Annotated in this window: 22 protein-coding genes; 10 read left to right on the top strand and 12 right to left on the bottom strand. The window is 66.7% G+C overall.

Annotation, left to right across the window (positions count from 1 at the left end):
- Positions 1 to 32: 32 nt before the first annotated feature.
- The 4 genes from SM447_RS03090 to SM447_RS03075 all read right to left on the bottom strand — a co-directional run bounded on the left by SM447_RS03090 (position 33) and on the right by SM447_RS03075 (position 3,182).
- The gene (locus tag SM447_RS03090) at positions 33 to 314 is read right to left on the bottom strand and encodes a hypothetical protein (RefSeq protein WP_474571155.1); all 282 of its coding nucleotides are present in this window, start codon (positions 312 to 314) and stop codon (positions 33 to 35) included.
- A 283-nt stretch (positions 315 to 597) separates the two neighbouring features.
- Positions 598 to 1,050: an SUKH-3 domain-containing protein gene (locus SM447_RS03085; protein WP_474571154.1), complete on the bottom strand. Its 453-nt coding sequence runs from the start codon at positions 1,048 to 1,050 to the stop codon at positions 598 to 600.
- Positions 1,050 to 1,889, bottom strand: a complete 840-nt coding sequence (locus SM447_RS03080; RefSeq protein WP_474571153.1) for a hypothetical protein — start codon at positions 1,887 to 1,889, stop codon at positions 1,050 to 1,052. Before SM447_RS03080 ends, SM447_RS03085 begins: the two co-directional genes overlap by 1 nt.
- 621 nt (positions 1,890 to 2,510) lie before the next feature.
- Positions 2,511 to 3,182 carry a winged helix-turn-helix transcriptional regulator gene (locus SM447_RS03075; RefSeq protein WP_474571152.1) on the bottom strand — a complete coding sequence of 224 codons (672 nt, stop codon included), beginning with the start codon at positions 3,180 to 3,182 and terminating at the stop codon, positions 2,511 to 2,513.
- Positions 3,183 to 3,244: 62 nt separating this feature from the next.
- On the opposite strand from SM447_RS03075, the gene SM447_RS03070 reads away from it, so the two are divergent.
- Complete coding sequence (locus SM447_RS03070) at positions 3,245 to 3,970, top strand: DUF899 family protein (RefSeq protein WP_474571151.1); 726 nt, start codon at positions 3,245 to 3,247, stop codon at positions 3,968 to 3,970.
- 63 nt (positions 3,971 to 4,033) lie between these two features.
- On the opposite strand, the gene SM447_RS03065 is transcribed toward SM447_RS03070, so the two are convergent.
- Positions 4,034 to 5,098 (bottom strand): hypothetical protein, encoded by a 1,065-nt coding sequence (locus SM447_RS03065; RefSeq protein WP_474571150.1) that lies wholly within the window; start codon positions 5,096 to 5,098, stop codon positions 4,034 to 4,036.
- A gap of 217 nt (positions 5,099 to 5,315) precedes the next feature.
- Between SM447_RS03065 and SM447_RS03060 the strand changes: the two genes are divergently transcribed.
- Positions 5,316 to 5,768, top strand: coding sequence for an N-acetyltransferase family protein (locus SM447_RS03060; RefSeq protein ID WP_474571149.1), 453 nt, complete (start codon positions 5,316 to 5,318; stop codon positions 5,766 to 5,768).
- On the opposite strand, the gene SM447_RS03055 is transcribed toward SM447_RS03060, so the two are convergent.
- The gene (locus tag SM447_RS03055; protein ID WP_474571148.1) at positions 5,758 to 6,042 is read right to left on the bottom strand and encodes a hypothetical protein; all 285 of its coding nucleotides are present in this window, start codon (positions 6,040 to 6,042) and stop codon (positions 5,758 to 5,760) included. The genes SM447_RS03060 and SM447_RS03055 overlap by 11 nt on opposite strands.
- Positions 6,043 to 6,431: 389 nt before the next feature.
- Between SM447_RS03055 and SM447_RS03050 the strand changes: the two genes are divergently transcribed.
- Genes SM447_RS03050 through SM447_RS03040 form a run of 3 tightly spaced genes read left to right on the top strand, consistent with a single transcriptional unit; the run spans position 6,432 to position 7,849 of the window.
- Positions 6,432 to 7,310 carry a helix-turn-helix domain-containing protein gene (locus SM447_RS03050; protein ID WP_474571147.1) on the top strand — a complete coding sequence of 293 codons (879 nt, stop codon included), beginning with the start codon at positions 6,432 to 6,434 and terminating at the stop codon, positions 7,308 to 7,310.
- Positions 7,303 to 7,497 carry a DUF397 domain-containing protein gene (locus SM447_RS03045; RefSeq protein ID WP_474571146.1) on the top strand — a complete coding sequence of 65 codons (195 nt, stop codon included), beginning with the start codon at positions 7,303 to 7,305 and terminating at the stop codon, positions 7,495 to 7,497. Before SM447_RS03050 ends, SM447_RS03045 begins: the two co-directional genes overlap by 8 nt.
- A 58-nt stretch (positions 7,498 to 7,555) precedes the next feature.
- On the top strand, positions 7,556 to 7,849 hold the full coding sequence (locus SM447_RS03040; RefSeq protein ID WP_474571145.1) for a hypothetical protein: 294 nt from the start codon (positions 7,556 to 7,558) through the stop codon (positions 7,847 to 7,849).
- A 3-nt stretch (positions 7,850 to 7,852) separates the two neighbouring features.
- Here the strand turns inward: SM447_RS03040 and ligD are convergent, their stop codons facing one another.
- A complete protein-coding gene (gene ligD, locus SM447_RS03035; protein WP_474571144.1) occupies positions 7,853 to 8,878 on the bottom strand; it encodes a non-homologous end-joining DNA ligase in 1,026 nt (341 codons plus the stop codon).
- Between the two features lie 47 nt (positions 8,879 to 8,925).
- Here ligD and msrB point away from each other — a divergent pair, with 47 nt between their 5' ends.
- Positions 8,926 to 9,336, top strand: a complete 411-nt coding sequence (gene msrB / locus SM447_RS03030) for a peptide-methionine (R)-S-oxide reductase MsrB (protein ID WP_474571143.1) — start codon at positions 8,926 to 8,928, stop codon at positions 9,334 to 9,336.
- Between the two features lie 187 nt (positions 9,337 to 9,523).
- On the opposite strand, the gene SM447_RS03025 is transcribed toward msrB, so the two are convergent.
- From SM447_RS03025 to SM447_RS03005, 5 genes are all read right to left on the bottom strand, one after another.
- Positions 9,524 to 10,213, bottom strand: coding sequence for a DUF305 domain-containing protein (locus tag SM447_RS03025; RefSeq protein ID WP_474571259.1), 690 nt, complete (start codon positions 10,211 to 10,213; stop codon positions 9,524 to 9,526).
- Positions 10,214 to 10,296: 83 nt separating this feature from the next.
- Positions 10,297 to 11,046: a lytic polysaccharide monooxygenase gene (locus SM447_RS03020; RefSeq protein ID WP_474571142.1), complete on the bottom strand. Its 750-nt coding sequence runs from the start codon at positions 11,044 to 11,046 to the stop codon at positions 10,297 to 10,299.
- A 164-nt stretch (positions 11,047 to 11,210) separates the two neighbouring features.
- Entirely contained in the window at positions 11,211 to 11,522 is a 312-nt protein-coding gene (locus SM447_RS03015) for a hypothetical protein (protein WP_474571141.1), read from the bottom strand.
- A gap of 254 nt (positions 11,523 to 11,776) precedes the next feature.
- Positions 11,777 to 17,914 (bottom strand): RHS repeat-associated core domain-containing protein, encoded by a 6,138-nt coding sequence (locus SM447_RS03010; protein WP_474571140.1) that lies wholly within the window; start codon positions 17,912 to 17,914, stop codon positions 11,777 to 11,779.
- A 497-nt stretch (positions 17,915 to 18,411) separates the two neighbouring features.
- Entirely contained in the window at positions 18,412 to 21,510 is a 3,099-nt protein-coding gene (locus SM447_RS03005; protein WP_474571139.1) for a DNRLRE domain-containing protein, read from the bottom strand.
- Positions 21,511 to 22,145: 635 nt separating this feature from the next.
- Between SM447_RS03005 and SM447_RS03000 the strand changes: the two genes are divergently transcribed.
- The 4 genes from SM447_RS03000 to SM447_RS02985 all read left to right on the top strand — a co-directional run bounded on the left by SM447_RS03000 (position 22,146) and on the right by SM447_RS02985 (position 25,570).
- Entirely contained in the window at positions 22,146 to 22,406 is a 261-nt protein-coding gene (locus tag SM447_RS03000) for a Prokaryotic metallothionein (protein ID WP_474571138.1), read from the top strand.
- 49 nt (positions 22,407 to 22,455) lie between these two features.
- Entirely contained in the window at positions 22,456 to 22,896 is a 441-nt protein-coding gene (locus SM447_RS02995; RefSeq protein WP_474571137.1) for a GNAT family N-acetyltransferase, read from the top strand.
- A 203-nt stretch (positions 22,897 to 23,099) separates the two neighbouring features.
- Positions 23,100 to 24,182 (top strand): lytic polysaccharide monooxygenase auxiliary activity family 9 protein, encoded by a 1,083-nt coding sequence (locus SM447_RS02990; protein ID WP_474571136.1) that lies wholly within the window; start codon positions 23,100 to 23,102, stop codon positions 24,180 to 24,182.
- A gap of 290 nt (positions 24,183 to 24,472) precedes the next feature.
- Complete coding sequence (locus SM447_RS02985) at positions 24,473 to 25,570, top strand: lytic polysaccharide monooxygenase auxiliary activity family 9 protein (protein ID WP_474571135.1); 1,098 nt, start codon at positions 24,473 to 24,475, stop codon at positions 25,568 to 25,570.
- The last annotated feature ends 58 nt before the right edge of the window (positions 25,571 to 25,628 follow it).

The raw sequence follows: 25,628 nt of genomic DNA, 5'->3' as shown, positions 1-25,628 counted from the left end.
AGGTCCTACTAGCCCACTTCGCCCCTGCATGTTCAAAAGAAGCGGAAGTCGATGGCATCACGCAATACCAGCTCATCGAAGTCGGTCTGTTTGATACCCCAATCGGCGTACGCCCTGTAGCGCGCCGGCAAGGTCACCAACAGTCCGACCAGCACATGACACAGCGCCAGAATCCAGCCGCCGACCAGAAGAAAGACCATGGCGAGCACGAGCACGATGGGCAGCAGACGCAGCCACCAGACCGACATGCGGTAGACGAGGCTCCGCCTGGCGCCAGGCGGAAGTGAAGCCCTGAGCTGGTCGCCTGCTGGCACGTCGCCACCATACTCGTAATGACACTCTCCGTCGGCGACGTTCTCCCCGGGGGCCAGAGTCGCGCCACCACTTCATCCAGGTGGCGCAGCAGAAGGCGATCCGACACGACGTATCGGTAGACGCGCTTAGCCGGGTCTTCCGGCAGGCCGAGTTCGTCAAGGAACTCTCGCCCGAGCGGGGCCAGGCCCATGTGGCGGATGGTATCAGGATCACCTTCATTTTAGGACCCGCTGCCCGCGAACCGCTCCCTCCCTGGCGGCAAGCCAGATTGCGGTGCTGCCCTTACCTTGCCAATTCTTCCGGCTCAACACCTAGTACTAGCTTTTCAAGCGCCTTAGGCATCGGGCCGAAGCTGGCAATCCAATCCGCCACAAGGTAGATCACGCCAGATTCATCCATCCCCAGGAAGAAGCGACCATTATCCAGTTCGCCAAGCGGAGAGAGTTGGTGACCCACCCGCCTACTCCAGCCCAAGAATCTATCCTGTTCGCCAAGGCAGAGCGTTGGATCGAACTCGAAAGGTTCACGAGCAACCGAGACTCCCGGGCCACTTACATCAACCACCAACCCTCCGAACTCAACGAGAAAATTGGTTGCGGCCTCGCTAATGCAATACTCGCTCTCCAGCAACAAGTTCTTCCACGGAAGAACATTGATGCTACGCCCGGGATGCCAGCCGGACCCTCTCAATATGCGCTCAACCTCAGGTGAGAACCGACGCCCTTTCTCGCCCATCACGCAAACCATTGCAATCTAAAGAACCTGGAGAGCACACTGCAGCTTGGACACGGACCGATCGGCTTGCCGTGTTTTGGAAGGGTAGCCTTCTTCCGGATCAGGACAGCCGCCGCTCGGGCGCCAGTCGGGTCCATCCCTTGATTCAGCGAGTCGGAGAGACATTGCGCCAGACCACAGCGACCATGGCCATGTCCGCGATACCTCTTCGGAATAAGGTTCAAGACGTCCTGTACGCGTCGATGCAGCCTCGGGGCTTCACCCCTCTTGCTGGCATTAGCAATCACCACACGGTTGTTCAGCTTGACGGTGAGGGAACCCTCGCAGACCCTTACGTCGACGGGAGCGACCCGTGCGGAGTCAGCCGGGCCGCGGGAGGTGGACCTGCCCGAGTTTGAAACGGTCGGCACATCCTGGGCGAGGAATCCCCGCCGCGCCACGCCTGTCGCGGCCTCGGACGGCATCGAGTCCCACGCCCTGGCTGGCGGGGCCGCGGCGAGGATGCCGTCGGGGCCAGCGACGGTGAGTGCCCCGTCCACCACGGACACCGTGGCCGAGCCGCCAACGACGTAGGGTGTCTCGCGGACCAGCGGGTTGTCCGCCGCGGCTGCGCTCTTGACCACGAGAAGGTGGGAGAAACCGCCGCGCTCGGCTCGGACCACCAGGTCGACGTCCGGATACACCTCCGGGTACGTGATGGTGTCGGCAGAGACCTCACCGACCGGCAGCGCCTGCGGCCAGCCGAGCGAGAAGGTGGCGCCGGCACCGGTCATCGTTGCGAAGGTGCCTTCCCCGCCCGGTGAGAAGAAGACCTCGGCCGTTGACGCGACCGGACGCACGAGGCCGTCGTTTCCGTGACCAACGTCGTGTCGATGTCTGCCAGGATCCGTTCCGCCTGGTCCACTGCGGTTCGGCCCACGACCCGAAGGTGAAGTCACCGGACGGCTGAGCGAAGACCTTCGTCGTCTCCGAGGCCGAAGCCAGCACCTCGACGGCGGTGTCGCAGGACCGGGCCAGCGTCTGAGCCGCGTGTTCCGAACTGGCGGCCGGTGACGCGCCGTTGGGGCAGGGGTCGGCGGCTTCGGCCGCTGCCCGATCAGCGGGCCACACCATCGAGAGCGATGTCGCCAACAAAACACCGGCCACAGTGGACCGAATCCAGGCAGGACTAACCGACAAGCCACACCCCCGTGAAGCAACGTGATCAAGCTTGTCGCACAACGTACAGATAGACGGAGTCCAGCACTAGGGCGAATCTGGGGCGGCACTCTCCGTGTACCCATTACGGCGCAATGACCGGTTTTAGCGACGCCGAGGTTTCGCGGTGGTTGCTGTCCATTCACCCTTGATGGCCAGTTCGCTTCGTGCCGGCTTCGCTGCTGCGCGGCGTGCCGATGCTCGCCGCGCACCCCCCGTCGGATCAACGCACCATCGACAGCAACCCAACCAAACGCACCTAGCTAAGGGCGGGCGGGCGTGCGGTAATGGCGTACGACGCGGGTGACGAGTTCGCGGTCACCCTCGACGCGTACGGTGCCGGCGCGTTCGGCGTCGGTGAGCGGCAGGCCACCGAAGAGCACCTCGCTCCAGGCCGTCGAGTCGGCGGTCACGGTCGCCACCGGGTCGACGGCTGCGCCGGGCTGGACGTCCAGCAGCCCGTCGATCGCGGCCAGCCGATACTCGCGTACGGGAGGGCCGGGCTGGCGGGTGTCGTAGAGGCGCAGGGCGGTCGGCGGCAGACCCTCGGGGACGGGGGCCGCCATGGTGCGCATGGCGAGGGCCATGGCGTCGGGGGTTATGCCACCGCTGGTGCACGGGTCCGGCCCGGACGAGTACCAGCGACCCAGGGACGCCAGGACCGACTCCAGACCACGGCCCCACTCGGTCACGGCGTACGCGCGGGTGCGCGCCAGGTCGGTAAGCGTCACCTGGTCGACGATGCCGGCCTGACGCAGGGATCTGAGCCGGTCACTGAGGACGGCTGGCGTGATGCCACGGACGGACTCCTGAAGGTCGGCGAAACGCTTGGGGCCGAGGAGCAGTTCGCGGACGACGATAAGCGTCCACCTGTCGCCCACCAGGTCAAGGGCGTTGGCAGCCCGGCAGGCGTCGCCGTGGTGCGCGTAGGTCAACTTGGCAGGCAATCCCGATCAACTTCTTTCACACGAGTAGGCACTATGTTTATAGTAGCGATATGCAGAGTATGGATACACCGCCAGCGCCTCCGGTGGTCGACCGCGACACCTGGCTTCGGGAACGGAACGCGCTGCTCGTACGGGAGAAGGAGCACACCCGGGCGGGTGATGCCATCGCCGCGGCCCGCCGTCGCCTTCCGATGACCGCGGTCAACCCGGTCAAACTGGTCGGCGAGCAGGGCCCGGTCTCGTTGCTCGACATCTTCGACGGGCGTGACCAACTCGTGGTCTACAAGCACATGTGGCACCTCGGCAAGCCGTTCGAGGAGCAGTGCGAAGGCTGCACCATCAGCATCTGGAACTTCCACGAGGCTAGCTACCTGGCGGCACGGGGCATCAGGTTCGCGGTCTTCGTTGAGGGACCGTACGAGGAGATCGCACCGTTCCGCGAGTTCATGGGCTACCTCCACCCGTGGTACTCGACGTACGGCATCGACGAGCCCGCGGTCGCCGGCGGCGGCAACATCGCCTGCTACCTGCGCCGGGGTGACCGGGTGTTCCTCACCTACGAGACGACCGGACGCGGCGTTGAGGCGATCATGGGCTCGCTCAAGCTGCTCGACATGACGGCCTACGGACGACAGGAAGCCTGGGAGGACTCCCCCGACGGCTGGCCGCAGGCCGACCCGACGTACAGCTGGTGGCGCAAGGACGGCCGCCCGGTAGCCCAGTGGTCCCGCCCCGGCGCCACGCCCGTCCAGTCGGACCAGCACCACTGCCACTGAAGTCTGTCGGAGGCACAGCGACGTATCGGCCTCGATTCCTGCGTCAGGACGCTCCGAGAGCGATCAGGCAGAGCAGGTCAGTCCCAGGCGATCGGCGGCCAGGTCGCGAACCGCTGAAGGGTCGACGCCCAGGTCCTCGAGCAGTTGCCGGCAACTCCCGTCAGATGCGGTGACGGCGGCGTAGGCCAGGTGGGCACTGCCCGCTGGCAGCCGCGCGCCGAGGCTGGCCAGTTCACGCGCCTGCTCGGCGATCTGGGCGGCCGCCAGCGTCCACGGCGGATTGTTCCGGTCGGTCTGCCATGCACGCTTCCGGCGCGGTCCAGCCATCTCTCCGCCGTAGTCTGTCGCGACGATCGCCATGCTTGCCTCCTGACGGGCCGCTCCGAAGCAGCCGAGCAGGAGATCGTTCGCGGCATCGGCTGGCGTGGCCGGTTGCAGGTTCGCGGCCTGCAACTCCTCCTCGAGGACGAGCACCGCCATGATCAGATGCGCTGACGACGTGCGGTCGTGCCCGAGCCGAACCGTCTCGGCGACCGCCTCCAGTTCCAGCCAACCGAGCGCTGGCGTGGTCTGGGCGAGCAGCCGACTGGCCGAGACGGCGAGGCTCTTCTTGAGCCGAACTGCCGGTCCGGCGGGGCGCAGGCCGGCAAGTATCCCGATCTGGCGCAGCGGATCAGCGATTCCAGACCACGGCGGTTCCCGATCTCCCCGGGGCCAGAGTCGCGCCACCACTTCATCCAGGTGGCCCGGCAGAAGGCGATCCGACACGACGTATCGGTAGACGCGCTTTTCCGGGTCTTCCAGCAGCGCCTCAAGTAGGTGATCACTGCCCACGCACGGTGCTCGACGCAGCACCGCGAGACGGGCGGCAAGCCACAACACCGCCGTCGCCGAAGCCTCCCAACCTGGCGTCTCGGCGATCCGGTCCCGCGCCGGACCGGGCCAACCGAACGCTCGCCAGTACGCTTCCCGCATCGCCCGTGCCATCTCAAGCGTCAGTTCCACCGGCAGCTCAGGAGCATCACACGGACCCGGCGATTCCTCCGCGGGTCGCGGCTGTGGTCGCACCGGGACCGCAGCCGCAAGTTGCGGATAGCGCCCGAGCAGCCCGAAGAGCAAATCGTCCACGCCGACGGTCGTCCTCTTGAGACGCGCCGCCTTACGTCCGGCTTCGCGCAACACCGAGTGAAGACCCCCGCCTACTGCGATGGACAAGCGTCTCCTCCTCAGCGCCCCGCCGCATCGACCCTAGCCGGGGTTGGCCGCTACCGCTTCGATACCGAACGCCGCTCAGCAGCCGCGTACCCCGGCCGATCGGCTCGTGCCGTTATGGGACGCTCGCAGGATGAATGAGGTGATCTTCCGTGAGGCGGTCCGGGCGGATCTGCCGGCCGTACTCGATCTGCTCGCCGACGACGTGCTCGGACGTACCCGTGACGTCGGGGAGGTCGACGCCACGTACGAGAAGGCGTTCGCGGACATCACCGCCGACCCGCGCAACCAGCTCGTGGTCGGTGAGACCGACGGCGAGGTGGTGGGGTGCATGCAGCTCACCTACATCCCCGGGCTCGGCCGGCACGGCGCCGAGCGGCTGCTCGTCGAGGCGGTCCGGATCCGCTCGGACCAGCGCGGACGTGGCCTGGGCCGGCAGATGATGACCTGGGCGATCAACCAGGCACGGGAGCGCGGCTGTGGCCTGGTGCAGCTCACCACAGACAAGAGCCGCCACGACGCGCACCGGTTCTATCGCGACCTCGGCTTCGTCGCCAGCCACGAGGGCATGAAGCTCAGTCTCTGACACCGGCGGACGGGGGGCCTGCCAGTCTGGGTCGCCCCACGTCGCAACCGAGGACGGTGGCCCAGAAGGTCGTCAGCGTCGCCAGACTCGACCCGTGGGCCAAGGACCGGGCGGACTTTCGGATCAGCCAGAAGTCCCCCTCGGGTAGGACGATCGCCCAGCCGATCGGGATGTCGTTCTCGGCCACGAGCACCAGCAGTTCCGGCTTGCTGTCGACCTCGATCTCGGGCAGGTCCGTCACCTCGACGGACCACATCCCCTGCTCCCCACTCACCGGTAGCTCCGCCGGTGGCATCGCCGCACGGCGTGGCGGGACCGCCACAGCCTGGCCAGCCGCAGCAGGGGCCGCTGCTGCGGCTGGACCGTCATCGGGGCGTTCCGCTCGGGTTGATCGGTGTGGTACGCACCGGCTCGCTCCTGGTACGCGGACCGTTGCACCACGTCGATCGGTTTGTCCTGCCGTTGAAACCACTTCCACCGAGCCACCACGAGCCTCCCGCGAACACGCATCGATATTGCCGATGCCTGCCACCATCGCCCCGCGCTTCGTCAGTCTGCAACGTCTCATGCGGAGATTCGGGAAAAGATATTGACGATGTGTCATCTGGGCCTCGATGCTGTTCCAAACGAGACACTGGCTGCACCGATCTGAGACGGGGTGACATGAGCGACGTTGGCTCTTCGGTGCCACGGCGGCAACTGGGCAGGTTGCTGCGCCAGGCCAGGGAGGAAGCCGGCATCAACCTGGAGGCTGCCGCCGAGGCTCTCGAATGGTCGCGCGCCAAGATGTACCGCCTGGAGAGCGGACAGACCTCGCTCCGCACCCATGATGTGACGCTGATGTGCCAGCACTACGGCACCTCCGCCGAGCTGACCGAGGTCATGGTCAGCCTGGCCCGGGAAAGCAAGAGTCGGGGTTGGTGGCACGCCTACGGTGAGGCCATCCCGGCATGGTTCGAGTTGTACGTCGGGCTGGAGGCGGCGGCCCGCCGCGTGCGGCAGTACGAGCCGACGCTGATTCCTGGGTTGCTCCAGACCGCCGAATACGCTGCGGTCATCTTCAGCGCCAAGGCTGGCCGGAGCCAGGATGAGATAGCGCAGAAGGTCGCGCTACGCATGGAGCGTCAGAAGCTGCTCGCTCGCCGCAGCCCAAAGGCTCCCAGCTTCGAAGCCATCATCGACGAGGCCGTGATCCGCCGCCCCATCACCGACCTGGACGCCTGGCGCAGCCAACTCGCACACCTGGTGAACGCCGCACAGCGACCGAACGTCTCGGTCCGGGTACTGCCGCTGGGCAGCGGCCCTCACGCGGCATCCGTTGCCGGGTCGTTCATCATGCTGGACTTTCCAGCGGTCGGCACGCGGCCCGCAGAGCCGTCGACCGTCTACAGCGAGTCGCTGACCGGCAGCCTCTACCTGGACAAGCCGACAGAAGTGGCGGCGTACGCTGACGCCTGGGCCACCCTTCTGGATCTTTCACTGGGCGTGCGCGAGTCTGAAGATCTGATCGGGACGGTTATCAAGGAGACCTTCGATGAATGACCTGACCAACGCCCGGTGGCGCAAGAGCAGCCGGAGCGGTGAGGGCGAGTGCGTCGAGGTGGCCGACAATCTGGCCGGCGCAGTCGGGGTGCGGGACAGCAAGGACGCCGACGGGCCGGTGCTGCGGTTCGACGCCTGCCAGTGGCGCTCCTTCGTGAACGGTGTGAAGGGTGGCGCCCCGAGCTGACGCTCGATCGGCGCGGGCGCGTTGCCCGCCGTAGCGCGGGGCTGGTTCGATCATCGGCATGGAGATCTTTCTGGCCACACTCCTCGCCCTGGTCGTCGGCCTTCTGCTCGCGCAGGCGCCGAGCCGTCGCGAGGTGGCCCGCACCGCGTACCGGCTGACCGAGCTGGAGCGGCGGCTGACCCTGGTGATGGATCACCTCGGTGTCGCCGACACCGATCCGCTGCCCCCGGTCGTCCGGGAGCACCTCGCCCGCGGTAACAAGATCAAGGCGATCGCGGAGTACCGGAAGGCCACCGGAGCGGACCTGCTGACCGCCAAGACCGTGGTGGAGGCGGGCGACACGCGCCGGTGACGGTCAGCGAGGGCGGTCGCGGTCCTTGGACGGCTGGACCCGCTTCGGCTCGCCGGGCATCTTCGGGTGGTCGGGTGGGTAGGGCAGGTCGCCCTCGCCGCCGGCGGCGTCCCGCTCGGCCCACTCCAGCAGCGGCGTGATGTCCCACCCGGCGTCGTCGATGCCGGCGTGCGGGTCACCCTGCTTGGCCAGCCGTTCCGGCACGGTACGCAGGTCGAAGTCGTCCGGGTCGACGTCGGGCAGTTCGTCCCAGGTGACCGGGGTGGAGACGGTTGCCCGGGCGTTGGCGCGCAGCGAGTACGCGCAGGCGATGGTGCGGTCCCGCGCCATCTGGTTGTAGTCGACGAAGACCCGCTCGCCGCGCTCCTCCTTCCACCAGGCGGTGGTGACCAGGTCGGGCCGGCGGCGGGCCAGTTCCCGGGCCAGTGCGATGGTGGCCCGGCGTACCTCGACGAACGTCCAGCGCGGCTGGATGCGCAGGTAGACGTGCACGCCCCGGCCACCGGAGGTCTTCGGCCAGCCGGGCACGCCCAGCTCGTCGAGGATCGCGCGCAGCTCGGCGGCGGCCGTCGCGGCGTGGGCGAAGTCGGTGCCGGGCTGCGGATCGAGGTCGACCCGCAGCTCGTCGGGCCGGTCGACGTCGGCGGCGCGGACCGGCCACGGGTGGAACACCACGGTGCCCATCTGCGCCGCCCAGGCCACGTGGGCCAGGTCCGCCGGGCACAGCTCCGCCGCCTTGCGACCGCTGGGGAAACTGATCTCCGCGGTACGCACCCAGGGCGGCACACCCCGGGTCGGCACCCGCTTCTGGAAGAACATCTCCCCCTCGATGCCGTCGGGGAAGCGCTGCAAGGTCGTCGGTCGGTCGCCCAGCGCCCGCATGATGCCGTCGCCCACGCTGAGGTAGTAGTGGAAGACGTCGGCCTTGGTGAAGCCGCGCTCCGGGAAGATCACCCGATCGGGGCTGGACAGTCGTACGGTGTGCCCGGCCACCTCGATCTGCTCGGCCGCAGCCTTCGTGCCACCCATTGCGCGACCATATGCGACGGGTACGACCTTCGGCGTACCGTTGAGCCGTGACTCTTCCCGACAGCGAACTGCCCCGCACCGAGGACGAGTGGCGGGTCCGGCTCAGCCCCGAGGAGTTCCGGGTGCTGCGCGAGCACGGCACCGAGCCCGCGTGGACCGGCGAGTACGTCGACACCAAGACGCCGGGTATGTACCGGTGCCGGGCCTGTGGTGTCGAGTTGTACCCGAGCGACACCAAGTTCGACTCGCACTGCGGCTGGCCCAGCTTCGACGACGCCATTCCCGGCGCGATCAAGGAGATCGAGGACAACTCCCTGGGCATGCGTCGCACCGAGATCCGCTGCGCCCGCTGCGACAGCCACCTCGGGCACGTCTTCCACGGCGAGGGCTTCACCCCGAAGAACACCCGGCACTGCGTGAACTCGCTCTCCATCCGCCTGGACCCGAACGACGCCTGACCGGGGCACACAGACCGCCGCCACTGCGGCCCACGCAAGCCGGGTCCGGCCTACGCCGCGCCGGCAACGCCCCGTTTCGACAGGCAGGTCGGCCTGTGCCGATGCCGCGCCGGTCCGGGGTACGCACGCCAGGTCCGGCCCGCGCCGACCCGCGTCCGCTCCGGCGGGGGTTCGCCCGGCCGGGCGGTCAGTCAGCCGCCGGCCGGCCCGCCATCAGTGCGACCTGAGCGGTACGCGACTGCTCGACGCGCCGGGCCAGGTCGAGCACCCGGGCGTCGGTACCGGCCGCCAGGTGTGCCCGGGCCAGGTCGGCGGCGGCCTTCTGATGCGCGCTCAGCACCTCGATCAACACCGTGTCGACCTCGGTGTCCGGGGCGTCGCGCAGCCGTTCCAGTTGCTCCGGGCCGGTGCCGTGCCCGGCGTGGTCGTCGGCGCGGGCGCTGCGCCCGGCCTGCGCCAGCCAGCCCCGCGCGGTTGCCAACTCGTCCGCCTCGGTCACCTCGACGGCGGCGATCAGTGTCCGCAGCTCGCCGTCGACGAGCCGCCCCCGGACCAGTCGGACGATCTCCAGGGTCTGTTCGGTGTGCCCGGCCATCATCGACAGGAACAGCAGGTCGATACCGGTCATCTCGCTCGCGACGGTCGGCGTCGCACCGGCGGCGGCCACCGGAGGCGGCGTACCGTCGCCGGAGCCATCCCGCCCGGACGGCGCGGGCGAGCCGCCACAGCCGGCCGCCAGCAGCACGGCGAGCAGGTACAGCGGCAGCACGAACAGCCCGGCCCGCCGCGCACCCGCCGCAGCACGCGCCCTGGCCGGGCCGGCCGGCGACACGCCGGCACGGGCGAGGGGTCCGGACGGCGCGGCCGGGCCCGACAGCACCGCCGGCTCCCACAGCGCCGCCGGGCCGGACGGCGCGGCAAGCGGGAGGTGCGGCCGCGCCCGACCGCACCTCCCGGTGGTCAGACCAGGCTCCACAGCGCCGGTACGTTCGGCGGCTCCCACCCGGCGATGGCGGTGTGCGCCTGCCGGCAGCGGTAGGTGCGGCCGCCGTAGGTGACCTGGTCGCCGACGGCGTACGCGCGACCGGCCGTCCAGGTGCCGCCGGCCGGCGGGTTGGTGGTCGGGGCGACCGTCGGGGTGGGCGACGGTGCCGGCGGGTTGGTGGTCGGGCTGGGGCTGGGCGTCGGGTTGCCGCCGCCGCCACCGATCTGCAGGTCGACGCAGGAGTAGAAGGCGTTGGCGGTGTCGGAGATGTTCCACACCGCCAGCACCTTCTGCCGGCCGGAGTAGCCGGAGAAGTTGACCGTGTGCGTCACGGTCGCGCCGGGCTGGCGTCCGCCGCCGTCGAAGCGCGCGACGCGGGTGCTCCCGATGAAGTACTCCCAGTCGCGGGTGGCGTGCATGGCCGTGTTGACCCAGGTGAACGTCACCGTGCTGCCGACCGAGGTGGCCGGCCAGCCGCGGTTGTCGTCGTTGAGGACGGCGAAGTGCGCGATGTTGGCGTGGCAGTTGCGCAACCCCTTGGGGCCCTCGACGCTCTGCGGTTCCCATCGGATCTGCCCGCAGTCGGGCACCCGGTTCTGCGCGCAGAGCGCCTGGCGGCTCGGTGGTGACGAGACGTAGCCGTGGGCCTGCGCGGGGGCGGCGACGGCCAGGGTGGAGATCATCGCGCCCGTCGCGACGAGCGGAAGGGTGATTCTTCGGCGCATGACGGCAGCTCCTTGTCGGCGTGTTGCCTGGTGAGGTGCCACCAACATAATTTAAACCTTGTTAACAGTAAAGACCACTGTCAATAAAAGATAGGGCCCCTCCGACGCAGGAAGGCCCGCCACCCGGCCGCTGCGGGCGGGTGGCGGGCCCCCCTGCCAACCCCTCAGCCGCCGGGCCGGACGATGACTTCAAACAGCACCGGCGTGAGACAGGACGCCCACACCGACGCGAACAGCAGTTCGGCGTTTGACGGCAGGCAGAGCCGCAGTAGGAGACCGCGGCGCCGCCCGCGCCCCTGCTCAAGACCCAACCTCCGGTCAAGCCGATCCCCTGCGGCGATCGACAGGCCCATCCGAGTAGCGCTGGCCATGCACGCCCCACTGGCGAACGTGAGAACCACCGCAAGGATGGTCAGCAGCGCCACCGCAGCCGGACCTCGTTGCCCACTGCTGCCGGTCAGCAGCGCGAGCGGCATCGAGCAAGCCAGCGCGACGATCAGGACACTTGCCCACCCAAGGACGCGCACCAGGTTCGCGATCTGGGCATCACTTCGGCTCCTCGGAAACCCACGCGTCCACGAGCGCAGTTCCGCAGCAGTCGTCGGCGCTTCGGTTGAAACGAGGTTCCGATTGAACCAAAACCAACGGAGCGGCCTGGATAGAAGCAACGGGAGGTAGCCACCTAGATCACGCAGCCTTGGCTCTGACATACCCTCTGACCTCTTGGTTGTCAACACAACATCAACCCGCCGCCGCGCCGAACGTCGGTGCAGCCCCCACCCGGCGAGCCCGGGACGGACGGGCTGGAAGGTGGCTTGGGCGAGCCGTTGTTACCGCCACCAGGCTTACCACCGCCCGAATTGCCTCCACCAGACCTGCCGCCACCGGAGTTGCCACCCGAGTTCTGGCGACGCTCGCCGCCATTGACGATCATCTCGTGCCGACTCTCGCTACAGTTGGCGAACGCCTTGCAGCTCTCGAAAAGAACGTTCTCGGCCAGAAAGACGTTACCCACGTACTCGTAAACAGCCTCCCTTGTTTCAAGCGCCACTTTCTCATTGTGCAGGTCGAAGACCTTGCGGTATCCGTCCATACGCTCGTTCATCAACGGGGCCCGCGACTGGTAGGACATACCACGACTCCGAGTGATGTCGAGCACGCGATTCGTTGTCTCCACAGTGTCCGCTGCCGCATTCTGGGCCTTCGTAACCTTGGCGGCCTTCGCGCCCAACGCCAACACCTTTCCGCCGGGAATCAGGCTAAGCGCCCCGACGCCGCAGTCGGTGGCGTTCCGCTGGTAGCACGATTTGGCTGTGTCGATGGCGCCAAAGCCTAGCGAGAGTGTGCCCAACACCGCTCCGACCGGCTGCGCACCAGGAATCACTGCGCATGCAATCGCCGCAACGCCGAGTACCGCCGAAATCGTGCCAGCGTTGTCAACGACTCCACGCACTGCCGACTTGGCGGCTGAAACAGCTTGGGAGAGCAAGCCCCCGTTGCCCCGGTTCTTGGACCACGGCCACATTCCGTCCGGGTCGGTCAGAGTAGTCGGATTGTTGAAGGCGTACGCGTAGCCGTGCAGGCTCTGCGGTTGCAAGTGGTCAACGACCGGGTCCACGGAGATGAACCTACCCAGTTTTGGATCGTAGAGCCGGGCCCCCAGGTGGGTCAGACCGGTGCCGTCCCGTGTCCCGCCGACGAAACCCTTGTCGGCCGCGCCGGGCCAACTTCCGGATGAGCCACGGACCTCGCCGAAGGGCAGGGTGCGCTGTCGGGCGACCGTGAGGTTCGAGTTGTCCACGGTTGCGGTTGCGGTGTTGTGATGGTCGCCGACGAGCCACTGCAACGAGGTCGCGGTACGGACCGCGATGTTGACGCCACTGTGCTGGTAGAAGCGGGTGCCTACGGCGGCGCCGCTGGTCGGCTTGCGCACCTCGGTGCCGCTCGGCAGATAGAGGGTGGCGCCGGTGCTGTCCCGCCGGATCAGACGGTTGCCGTCGGCGTCGTAAAGGAAGCTGGTGCCACCAGTGACGGATTCCAGCCGGCCCTCCTTGTCCCAGGTCAGGGTCTGCGAGCCTGGGTCGCCGGAACAGGTGTTGGCGGCGGTGCCCGCTGGCCGGCAGATCATGTTGCCGGACTGGTCGTACCGGAATTCCTGGCTCTTGGTTTCCGCACCGCTGTAGTCGATCTTGTTGACCGCGTGCGGCTTCGCACCCACCGAGCCGGACGCCGGATGGCGCAGGTCCAACACATTGTTCGTCGCGTGGCGGGTCTCCCTGGTCCGATTGCCGGTGCTGTCGTACTCGTAGCTGTTCCAGTAGGGTGCCGGGCCACCCAGGCCGTTGATGCTCGGTGCCGTGCCGCAGTTGCCCGACGTCGGACTCCAGGCAGAGGTCAACCGACGAAGGTGGTCGTATCGGTAGCACTGCGTCTCCGGAGTCTGCCCGCCGTTCGGCGTATCCAGGATCCGGCTCAAGTTACCGAAGTCGTCGTAGAAGTACTCCAGATTGAAGATCTCATTGGCCAGCTCGGGGATCGCCGATGCGGTGCTCAAGCGGCCGGTCCTGGCATCGGTGGTGTAGGTCAGCCAGGTCCTCTTGCCGACGGCACCAAGTACCCGCTGACTGAGCTGGCTCAGCTTGTCGTAGGTCGCGCTATGGATGTAGATCTGCGCGGCGCTCACCAGGCCGGTCGGCAACGCGACGTCGTTGTACGCCTGCACCAGCGTCTCGGCGGGGAGGCCAGCCGCCGCTGGCAAGGTGGTCCTGGTGACCTTCCCGTCGGCCCGGTATTCGGTGCCGAAGGTGTAGGTGCAGGGTGTGGTCAGACCTGCGGCGCAGAGACCACCTTCGCTGCTCGGGATGGTCACTTCCGTGCCCTGGGACCGTCCAGCATTGTCGTAGCCCTTGACCGCGATGGTGTAGGCGTTGGCCGAGCCGGCTGGCTCGTACCGGGTCGAGGCGCTGAGCTTTCCCACCCCGTACGGCAGGGTGTCATAGGTCCACTTGGCGCGCATCGGCCCGGTGACCGAGCCCTCGTGCAGTGAGACCTTCCGGCCCAGGTCGTCGTACTTGTGGGCGAGCATGACGCCGCGCGCGTCCTTGACCGTCGAGATCTGTCCCACGGCGTCATAGCTGGTCTCGGTAGCGCCCTTGTCCGGATCCTCATCCTTGATCTTCCGACCACGCTGGTCGTAGCTATACCGCCAGAGGTTCCCCACCTGGTCGGTGACCGTCGCGAGTTCGCCTCCGGCCGTGTACGTGTAACGGGTGCGCTCGAAGGTCGCTGGGTCGTCACTGCCCAGTTGACTCGCGTTCTTGTACTCCCGCAACTCCACATTGCGGCCTAGAGCATCGGCGATGGTAGTCGTCGCAGTTCCACCATCCGGCGGCCGGACATTGGTCCGTTCTCCGGCGTAGGTCGTGACCGTTCGCCATTTCTCGGTCGAGCCTGCCCACAGAATCTCGTTGGTGAGTCGTTCCGCACCGTCATACACGTTCTCAGTGACGGCCGGGATCGCCGGCCAGCCAGGACCAGCCACCAGGTTGGTGTCCGGCGCCGCGTTCGTGGTGTCGTAGTAGGGCTTGGCGACCTTCTCGACGAGTCCGCGGGAGTCGTAGATTTCGTCAGTGAGGACACGGCCGCCGCCCGGCGCCTGGGTCTGGGTCTGGCGCAACCGAAGTAGGCCGTCGTAGAGGTTCACGCCAGTCAGGTAGCTGCTCCCCGTGCCGGTCAACTGTTTCGTGGTAACGGCGGTGGGTGCGTTGCTGCGCAGCCGGTAGGCGAACTCAAGGTTGGGTCTGGTCGGATTCGTGCTCTTTGATTGCCCCGGCAACCACACCCGGGTCAGCCGGCCCAGAGAGTCATAGCTCAAATCTGTCCGCAGGTTGTTGGGGTGGTCGATGATCTCCGACGGCAGCCCCCACTCCGGTGCCGTCACCGTGGTGTTGGTGTGCCCCAACGCGTTGGTCAGCATCGTGGACGTGACGGGCCCGGTAAGAGCCGGTGTGTAGCTAGTCCGGGTCCGTCGGTCGAGTGCGTCGTACGACTCGGTGACCCGACCGTTCGCGTCGTACCGGACTCGACCGGTCGTGATCCAGTTCGCGGTGGATCCGGTCCAGGAGTCGAGTTCCTCGACCTTCGCCACCAGCCCGCGGACCGGCAGGAACGTGTCCCAACTGTTGGTCTCCAGATCGTACGTGTTCCGCCTGCCGGACAGCGTGTTCGCCGCAGAGGGGGTGCCCGCGCAGTTGACGCTCACCTTCTCCTCTCGCTTGATCTTGTCGAGCATCCAGTTGGTCTCGTTGCGGGCGTACCAGATGCGGTCGCAGGTGTCGTCGTCGACTCGGCCTTCATCGCCGAGATCCTCGATCCGGGTCGGCAGGTTGTCGGAGTTGAATTCAGTATTGACCTTGGTCCATCGTGCTTCGCCGTTACTGAGCTTGGTGCGGTTGCGAACGGTTCCGATGTTGGTCATCCACGCTTTGAGCGGGCCGCTGGTCGCGGTGGGCCCTTGCCGCACCGGAGTATTGATCGTGCCGTAAATCCACGATCCACCCGCGCCAAGAAGCGTGGTTTCCTCCAGCAGAATGCCGGAGTACGCCTCGTGATCCTGGATCGAGACGCCCTGCGAGTCAGTCACCGTGACCTGCCGGGTACCGCTTGGCTGCTTGTCGCCATGCATACCGCGCAGATAGCGGTACTCGACGGCGGACTGCACGCCGGATTCCAACCCCTTGCGGACCACGACGCGGCCGTACCCTCGGAACTGTCCCCAGGTGCGCTTCTTTTCCTCGACCAGTTCCGAGTCGTCGTAGCGCCATGCCGGCTTGTCGAGGTAGTCGTAGTTGATCTGTTCGTGAGTGAAACCGCCCGTGTTGTCGTACACGTCGATTCGCCTGATCCGGTACTTGTGGAACCAGTCCTTCGTCGCCTCCTCGCCGACCGGGGCGTACCACTGGGGATAGCAGCGCTTGTCGTTGGCGTGTTCCTCAGGCAACGTTGACCGGGTGCACTCGGTACCCGAGTACGCCAAGCTGATCTGTGCTCCCGACTCGGTGGTGATGGTGCCGAGCCGGTACCGGAACAGATTCGACCGGCCATCCGCCGGCCCATCGACCCGGTTGGCCAGCGGGTCCGCCTGCGGGTCCAACACGATCTCCGGCTCAGACTCCTCGACGGCGCCAGTCCGGGTCGCCTTGCCGGTACGCGTGATGCCGGCCAGCCACATCGGCTTGCCCTCGTTGCTTCCCGCGTGCAGATAGGTGTGCCGCAGGGTCACCCATTCCACGTCGTGATAGACGCCACCGCCACCGCTGTAGACCTGACTACGCACCCGCTGAAGTCGCTTGCTGGTCCAGAAGGTCGGCGACAGCACGTTGGTGCACGGCGCGGCCCCGCAGTACTGATCCCACGGGGTGTCCACCCACGAGGCTTCCGTCGCCTTACCGTTGCTCCAGCAATTGCTCGTGCACCGGTCCGCCACGTCAAACAGGACCCGAGCTGCGGCGTGCGTACTCGATCCGGCGTTCGCCCGGTTGCCGTACTCGATCTTCGACAGCCAGCCGCCTCGGTCGTAGGTGGTGCGCTTGGCCGGATCACCCTCACGTCCGTAGGCACCCGCCTCCTTCTGATAGAAGTAGGTCATCGTGTTGCCATGCGGGTCAACGACATGGTCGAGGTTCCAACGCCAAGCCTGGGTACGTCGGGACGCGGCGAAATTGCCTGCAGTGTATCCGGCCTCATTTGGGTGGTTTCCGTATACAGGCATTGTCCACGTCGAATCGGTAGCAGTCGCACCTGAAGCCCCGCCATGATTCACATTTCGCCCGAAGAAGTACTGCGTCCCGTCGCGCGTGGTCACTTTCCAGAACTCGCCGTCGTCATCGCCGTTGCCGTTTGCGGCGTCCTTCTCCAACTCGATCCGGGAGCCGTCATCAGTGACCCCCTTCCAAGTCTTCCCGGTCGCCTTGACCAGCTCGGTCGCTCGTCCGTTCAGCGACAGGGTTGCGTTGCCCTCCGGCTTCTTCCAGCATTGATCGCCGCTGTTCACACTGTTGTTGTTCGGGGTGACACCGTTTACGGCGTCCTTGTCCGCAGCGCAGGGCACGAACTTTCGCTCGATGTAGCCGGGCCACATCTCCCAACCGTCGCCGATCCAGGAGCCCTGGGTGTTGTTTCCGGCAGTTCGCCCGTCCAGTGCGCTGGATGAATAGGACAGCGCCATGGAGGGAACCGGCCCACCCACCGCTGGCACCGTTCGCAGCGGATACTGCCAGCTGAAGTCACCGGTTTGCTGCGACACCTGCCAGGTAGAGGCTGGGCTCAGGCTGGTCGCTCTGTAGTCGCCGTTGGTTCCGGCCGGCCCACTGGCGAGCGCCACCGTGGTGGCCGCGCCCGTAGCCGACAATGGAACGACGGCATCCACAACTCGCTTGTTGACATCGTTGTCGCTCCGCAGCAGTTGTCCGCTCGGCAGTGTCATCAGCCGCAGCCGGGAACTCCAATCGCCACCGTACGCATCGGCGAAGCCGCTGTAGTCGACCTGCACCCGCACCGATCGCGCGACGGTTCTTGGCTGTCGGTTGGCTCCGGTCAGGTTGTCGCCGTGGCTGATGTCTAGTACCACGCCGGCCACCCCCGCCGCTGCGGCGTCACTCCGGTCGCGGACCGTCACCCGAACCCGACCGACAGGCTCTGCCGTTCCACTCGGATGAGCAGCGTCCGATACCCAGACGGGCAGGCCGCCGGCGCGTGCCCTAGCTGGTGATGCGTAGCGGCCAGCATCGGCATTCGACATTCGAACAGTGGACAGATCGGCGAGTGCGGTGCCCGGTGCCGGCCACGTCACCTCGAGCGGTCCGCGCACCTCCTTATCCTTTGCCGTCCATGTCGGACGGGGCTGATGTTCGACGGGTCGAGCCGCGACGCCGGAATTCTGCTTCTCGACAGACGGTGGTTGCCATCTCGGTGCGGCCAATGCAGGGACCTCACCTACCAGGGTAGTCACCAGAACAGCAGCCATAAGGCACGAGAGCTGCCGGCGAGCGAACCGAGCGGACCGTGCTGTATGTGCAGTTTGTTGGTGTGCTCCAGGACGATTCATAGCTCACCTATCTGCTGGTTCCCACACCCGGCTCAGGGGTGGTGGGTAAGATGAATGTCGCGCTAGGCCGGCCTGGCGCTGGCCTGCATTTTGCGTTTCGGCCAGCACCATTCACTGCCGCGTGACCACTTTGAGCGCCGGTGAGGGTGAGGTGACCAGCGCGAGATGATGGCTAGTACAAGGGCACGGCAGCCACGCGGCGGGATCGCCGGACCGACGTCCCGCCGCGCGTTGATCAGCCGTTGTAATCGAGGAAGCGGTTACTGGATCGCGTGTTGGATGATCTCTGTATCGACCCAGACTCGCTGGGAGGCGTAAACGTGGTCGATCTCTCCGGTCCAGTACTCTGCTGGCCCCGCGCCGACCCGGCCGCGGCCGAGCACGAAACCCCCGGCGGCTGACCATGGAGCACTGGTGGCGGCGGTGGCCAGTGCCCCACCAAAGTCCGGTGTCCCGTTGACGTAGAGCCGAAGCTGACCGTGGATCTGGTCATAGACTCCGACGAGGCTTACCCACTCCTCATCGAGGACGTACTCTGCGGTGCAGGCGGCATCCTGAGCAGCCGATGCAGCATTGCTGCGGGCAACGCTAAAGCACCAGGCCGGGTCGTTGACACCGTCCCCGTCGAGATCGCGGTCATCGCGGTAGCCGAGGCGGAACATCGATGTGTTCGTACCCTCTTGGGAAACCACCGTACGGCTTGCCTCGCCAGCGCCGGACTTGAGCGCCCAGGCCGCAACGGTGAAGCCGGCCACGTTGACGGTGTCGAGCACCGGTGATGCGGTGCTCGCGCTTCCCGTCCCATCGACTGCCAACGCGGCGGTACCCACTCGGCCTGGGCTGGTCCAGCTGGCACCGCGTGAACTGAGGGTGGCAGGCCGGCTGTCGGGTACCGACGCGGCGGTGCTGCCTGCGTTCTCGTCCAAGGTCCAGTGCCACGAGCCGGCACTCGGCCTGACCAGGAACTGGTAGATGCGCGGATCGGAAGTGGCTCCTGCGGCGTTGCGGGCCTGCACGGCCAACACGTTCACACCGTCCTGGCTCGGGGTGATGCTACGGGTGAGACCACCCTCCTCGACGACCGACATGTCGTCGTAGTAGACCGGGCGGGAAATGGGTTCGATCCCACCGATCCCCCCTAGGTGCGTCGCCGATCCATTGTAGAGGCGAATGCTGGCCTGCGTCGCACCTGCAGGTAATGTGACCGAGAGGCTCAACTGCTCCCAAGCGTCGCTCTTCGAGACTCTGTTTGAAACGAGGCGACGTGAGCCGTCCTCACCCCGGTAATCCACAACAATTCGTCCGGCGAACGGCACGATGCTCGACATCACCTGCATGGTTTCTTGCGGCACGTAGATCCAAGCAGAGATGTTGTATCGCCGCCCGGGTGTCATCCCCACCTGAAGTCCACTCTCGCTGCCGAAGGTGGCATAGGTGTCCGTTGTCGTCGGTTCCGGAGTTCCCCGAACCATTAGTGAGTCCGAACCAGAGCGACCTCGGTTGGTCACCCTAGAGATGACTGCTCCGGGTGACGCCGCGAACCCGCTGGTATTGGTGGAGACATATCGCTGATTGGTCGTAAGCTTCTGGGTCCCAGTCGCGGTGCCGGCCGACACCGTCACTGTTGGCCCACCGTTCAACGAATATACATACTGGGCAATCTCCGTAGCGCCGTTGGCGCCGAAGACGAAGGTGCCCGGCTGACCAGGACCACCGTTCCACGTACCGGTGGCCTTCTCGCTGTACAGCGAACCGGACACCGTCGGCAGCGACGGATCTGCCGTGTCGACCGTGAATGTGAACCATCCCGAGTAGTCTCCACAGACGTGCGCGTCACACGCACGCGCTCGCCAGCTGTACACGCCGTCGGGTAATTTGCTGCCAGAGGTCGGCACGATCCGCCAAGGTTTCGCGGTTCCGGACTTAACGCCGGTCACCGCGTTACCGGACCTAGCCTTCAGACTGGTCCGCGCACTGTCGTACACCTCGTACTCGACCCTGAGCGTGCCGGCGTCCGGATCGGTGACCCTCGCCGTGATCGTTGGAGTGCCGGAGCGAACGATCGCCGGCGAAGCGCAGGCGCTGTAGCAAGAGTCAATGCTCTGGTGAGTCGGCATGGCCGGCGAACGGTTGTAACTGAGCGAAACGTAGGGCCGGTAGTTGGACGCTTCGGAGGAGAAGAACCTCTTCCAACCCCGATGGTCGGACTCACTGCCGGCCCGAAGGCCCACCGTCGCCGTCGAACTGCTTGAGCTGTTGAAACTGGACTGGAACGTCTTCGAGACCGAAATTGACACCCAGCCATCGGCACAGCCGCCGTACCCCTTGGTGAGCGTGGATGTGCCGTCCAGTCGTACCCAGGTCGGCTGGTTGTTCCAGCGCACGTTGCTGTTGACAGAGGTGGTCTCCCATGACTGCCACGTCGCCGCAGTGCAGGACCAGGAGTGATAGTTCCAGAGAAACAGTTCCGCAGAGAGCACGTTGGCGCCGTTGTAGTCTGATAGACCCGAAAAGCTCAGAAAGGAACGCGCCGTGCACCCGGAGCCACATCCATTTGCGGCATCGTCGCTGTAGCCCAGCTTCAGATCGGTCGACCCGGACTGATCCGACGAGAATGTGTTTTGCACGAAGGTGTCGAACGCCGGAGTGAGGTTGACCGCAGGGTCGATGGTGATCGGGTACTCAAGCCCTGGTTGGGAAAAGAAAGTCGGGTCAGGGGTGAGGACCAGATCGGAGCCGCCCGCGCCATCGGATTTCAACTCCAATCCGACGTCCGCCCGTCGGATCCGCTCACCAGTGCGTGGAGAGATTCCCTCGTCCCACATCTCCGCGTGAGAAACGACAACGGCTCGGCCAGACTTTGCACGCAGCCGGATCCCGCGGCCTGGTGCCGAGTCGGCCGTCATCGCCGATCCGGTACGCCACGGCATGGCGATCCGGTCCAAACCACCGGCCGCAGCGGCGTTCTTGACGAGCAGAAAATACTCGTAACCCGCCGGGCTGGCCTCCACCCTGAGGTCAACGCCGGGCCTCACGTCTGTATAGGTCGCCGTCGCGCCGGACAGTACCGGCTCCGGAAGGGCGCCCCGCCAGCCGAGCGTCGTACGCTCGGGACCGGATCCGAGAACTACCAGGTCATTGACGCCGGCTGGCCGTTTGCCTGCCAGACGCAGCCCGCGAGCATGCACTCTGGGGCCGACGCTACCGTCGGACTTGCGCTCGAAGTTGAGGTCAATCTCCGACCACTGCCCTGACGCGTCTCGCACCCGCTCCGGGGAGAGCGAAATCTCCGACCGGAACGTGCCGTCGGTCTGTGCCCAGGTCCGCATGGTTTCCGACTTCAGAGCGGCAACCTCCACCGGTACGCCAAAGCGGCGCGCAAGGGCCACTGCCGTCGCCTCATCCGGCGCCGACCTTGGAGCTTCCTGGGACGCGGCCGCAGCGGGCGCCATAGCGACCGAAGCTGACGTCTGAGGCAGCGAAGCATTGGGCACCAATGGCAGCGCCGCGAGTAGGGAAAGGGCGGCGGCATTTACGATCCACCAACGTACCCTTGGTGAGAGTTGATTTCTATAAACACGCACGAACGCCCCCGTAACTATTCGATGATCGTCAAGATGTTACCGATGCGCACATGGGAAAAAATCATCGCTCTAGACGATTGAAGAGAGCCGATCAGTATGTTTGCCCCACAAGATCAGCGTTCTGCCCCAACGACACTAAAGGGATGATCGATCCGATTTGCCAGAGGCAGCTCGCTCCAGAAGACCGGGGTAACCACATGAAAACCGCCGAAGTTCGAGCCCCGGCAGACTCGACCATCACTGCGTTCGTCGAAGCGGGCCCAGCCAACCACCGCCGCAAGGCATAGACCCGATGACAGCGGACAGAGCCGGGACCGGCCGCCCGCCAAGATCTTTCTGTCCGTTCTAGCAACCGAATGCACCGAATGTTGGATGATGGCGTTAAACGTCCACTTTTTGGAGGTGCGGGCATGGCTACCTGCGAGGTCTGCGGCAACGACTACTGGTTGGCGTTCGAGGTGCGTACGGTCAGCGGCGACGTACACACCTTCGACAGCTTCGAGTGCGCCATCCACCGGCTCGCCCCGATCTGCGAGCACTGCGAAATCAAGATCGTCGGCCACGGCGTCGAGGTCTCCGGCCGCTTCTTCTGCTGCGCACACTGTGCCCGGTCGGTGGAAGCCGAGCGGGGTGCCGAGATCCGCGACGCCGTCGGTGCCCGTCCCGCCTGACGACTCAGCGAGCACCAGGACCCCCAGCGCAACGCACTAGCCTGGCGGGATGTCGAGTACCGAGTTGCGGGTCGCCGGTTTCGCCGAGTTGGATGCCCGCACCTTCCACGACCTGGTGCGGCTACGCGTCGACGTCTTCGTGGTCGAGCAGGAGTGCGCGTACCCGGAGATCGACGGACGTGACGTCGAGCCCGGCACCCGGCATCTCTGGCTGGACCACGACGGCCATCCGGTGGCGTACCTGCGGATTCTGGCGGAGCCCGGCGGGGTGGCCCGGATCGGGCGGGTGGTGGTGGCGCGGGAGGCCCGCGGCGCCGGGCACGCCGGCCGGCTGATGACGGCGGCCCTGGCCGAGATCGGTGACCGGCCGTGCGTGTTGGACGCGCAGTCACATCTGGTCGACTTCTACGTCCGGCACGGCTTCACGGTCAGCGGGCCGGAGTACGTCGAGGACGGCATCCTCCACACGCCGATGCGCCGGAAGCGGTGAGCGGCCCGAATCCGGTGCTGGAAGCGTTTCGACGACCCCTCGCAGCGGGTGCTGGAAATCGCTTTCCTCATTGACGCACGACGATCGAACGTGCCATCCTTCCCGTCGAGCCAGCACACGATGGCCACTCTCACGGCACGGGAGAGGGCAACTCCCGAGCGTCCGGGCGATGTCGAGATCCGACGACTCCCCTTGGGGGTTCCATGTCCAATTCGCTTAGATCATCGCGCGCACTGTGGCTGCTGGCCGTCGCAGCCGTCGCCACGCTGCTGCTCACCACGGCACTGGTCAGACCCGCCTCCGCGCACGGCTCGGTGGCCAACCCCGTCTCCCGCAACTACGGCTGCTGGCAACGCTGGGGCAACGACTTCCAGAACCCGCGGATGGCCACCGAGGACCCGATGTGTTGGCAGGCGTGGCAGACCGACACGAACGCCATGTGGAACTGGAACGGCCTCTACCGCGAGGGCGTGGCCGGCAACCACCAGGGTGCCATTCCGAACGGTCAGCTCTGTTCCGGCGGACGCACCGAGAACGGGCGCTACCGGGCGATGGACGTGCCGGGCGCCTGGCGGACCACCTCGGTCGGCAACAGCTTCCGGCTCAAGTTCTACGACCAGGCCAGTCACGGCGCGGACTACATCCGGGTGTACGCCACCCGGCAGGGCTACGACGCGCTGAACACTCCGCTGGCCTGGTCGCACCTGGAACTGGTCGGTCAGATCGGTAACACGCCGGCCTCGCAGTGGCAGCGGGAGACCGGCGGGGTCTCCATCGAGATCCCGGTCAACGCCCCGGGCCGCACCGGCCGGCACGTCATCTACACGATCTGGCAGGCCAGCCACTCGGACCAGTCGTACTACATCTGCAGTGACGTGCAGTTCGGTGGCGGGTCCAACCCGCCGCCGACCACCCCGCCACCGACCACGCCGCCGCCCACCACTCCCCCGCCGACCACGCCGCCGCCCACCACGCCGCCGCCCGCGGGCGCCTGCTCGGCGACGTACCGGGTCACCAACAGCTGGTCCGGTGGCTTCCAGGGTGAGGTCCAGGTGACCGCGGGCAGCGCGCCCATCCGGGGCTGGACCGTGCGGTGGACGTACGCCAACGGCCAACAGATCAGTCAGTCCTGGAACGCGACGGTCACGTCCAGCGGTTCGACGGTGACCGCCCAGAACGCCGGGCACAACGGCAACCTCGGTGCCGGAGCCAGTACCACCTTCGGGTTCCTGGCCTCGACCAACGGCACGAACAGCACGCCGACGCTGAGCTGCACGGCGACCTGACCCCGGGCGGGGTCGCGCGGCACACTCCCTCAGGCGCGGCCCCGCCCGGCCCGGTCAGCGGCGACCGGCACGTCAGGCATCGGCACCCGGCGGGGTGGCCAGCACCCGTCCGGTGGTGGTGGTGCCGGAGCCCTGCTCCGGAGCGCACCAGCCACGTTGACGTACGCCGATGCTCCGTGGCACGCTTCCCTCGGAGCCAACACCACAGGGTTAACGCACATCGGCACGGGAGAGGCAACTCCCGAGCGTCCGGGCGCAGTCGCGAACTGACAATTCCCTTGGGGAGCTCCATGTCGAACGTACTCAGATCACCACGCGCTGCCTGGCTGCTGGCCGTCGCGGCCGTTGCCCTGTTGCTGCTCACCACCGCGCTGACCAACCCCGTCTCCGCCCACGGCGCCACGGTCAACCCCGGGTCCCGCGCCTACGGCTGCTGGGAACGCTGGGGTGGTGACCACCTGAACCCGCGGATGGCCACCGAGGACCCGATGTGTTGGCAGGCCTGGCAGGCCAACCCGAGCGCCATGTGGAACTGGAACGGCCAGCTCCGCGAGGGTGTGGGCGGCAACCACCAGGCGGCCGTACCGAACGGCCAGCTCTGCTCGGGCGGGCGTGCCGAGGGCGGTCGCTACAACGCCCTCGACACCCTGGGTGCCTGGCGGACCACCCCGGTCCCCAACAGCTTCCAGTTGAAGTTCTTCGACCAGGCCAGCCACGGTGCCGACTACCTCCGGGTGTACGCCACCCGGCAGGGTGTGGACACGCTCACCAAGCCGTTGGCGTGGTCGGACCTGGAGTTGGTCGGCCAGATCGGCTACACGCCGGCGTCGCAGTGGCAGCGGGAGGTCGACGGGGTGTCGATCCAGATTCCGGTGAACGCGCCGGGCCGCACCGGCCGACACATCATCTTCACCGTCTGGCAGGCCAGCCACTTCGACCAGTCGTACTACCACTGCAGCGACGTGCAGTTCGGTGGCGGCACCACCCCGCCGACCACCACGCCGCCCACGACCACGCCGCCGACCACCACGCCGCCCACCACCACCCCGCCGACCACGACCCCGCCCACCACCAACCCGCCGGTGACGGGTGCCTGCTCGGCGACGTACCGGGTCACCAACAGCTGGTCCGGTGGCTTCCAGGGTGAGGTCCAGGTGACCGCCGGCAACGCGGCCATCCGCGGCTGGCGGGTGAACTTGACGTACGGCAGCGGCCAACAGGTCAGCCAGGCCTGGAACGCCACGGTCAGCTCCAGCGGCTCCACGGTGACCGCCACCAACGTCAGCTACAACGGCAGTCTCGGTGCCGGTGCCAGCACCAGCTTCGGCTTCCTGGCCTCCGGCAGCAGCACGAACACACCGACGGTGACCTGCACCGCGACCAGCTGACCCCGGCCGGGGCCGCGCCACACTCCCTCAGGCGCGGCCCCGCCCGGCCCGGAGTGTT

It is taken from the genome of Micromonospora aridisoli (genome assembly GCF_056150025.1).
The sequence above is the reverse complement of the archived record's forward strand: the minus strand, read 5'-3'. Positions and strand labels throughout refer to the sequence as shown.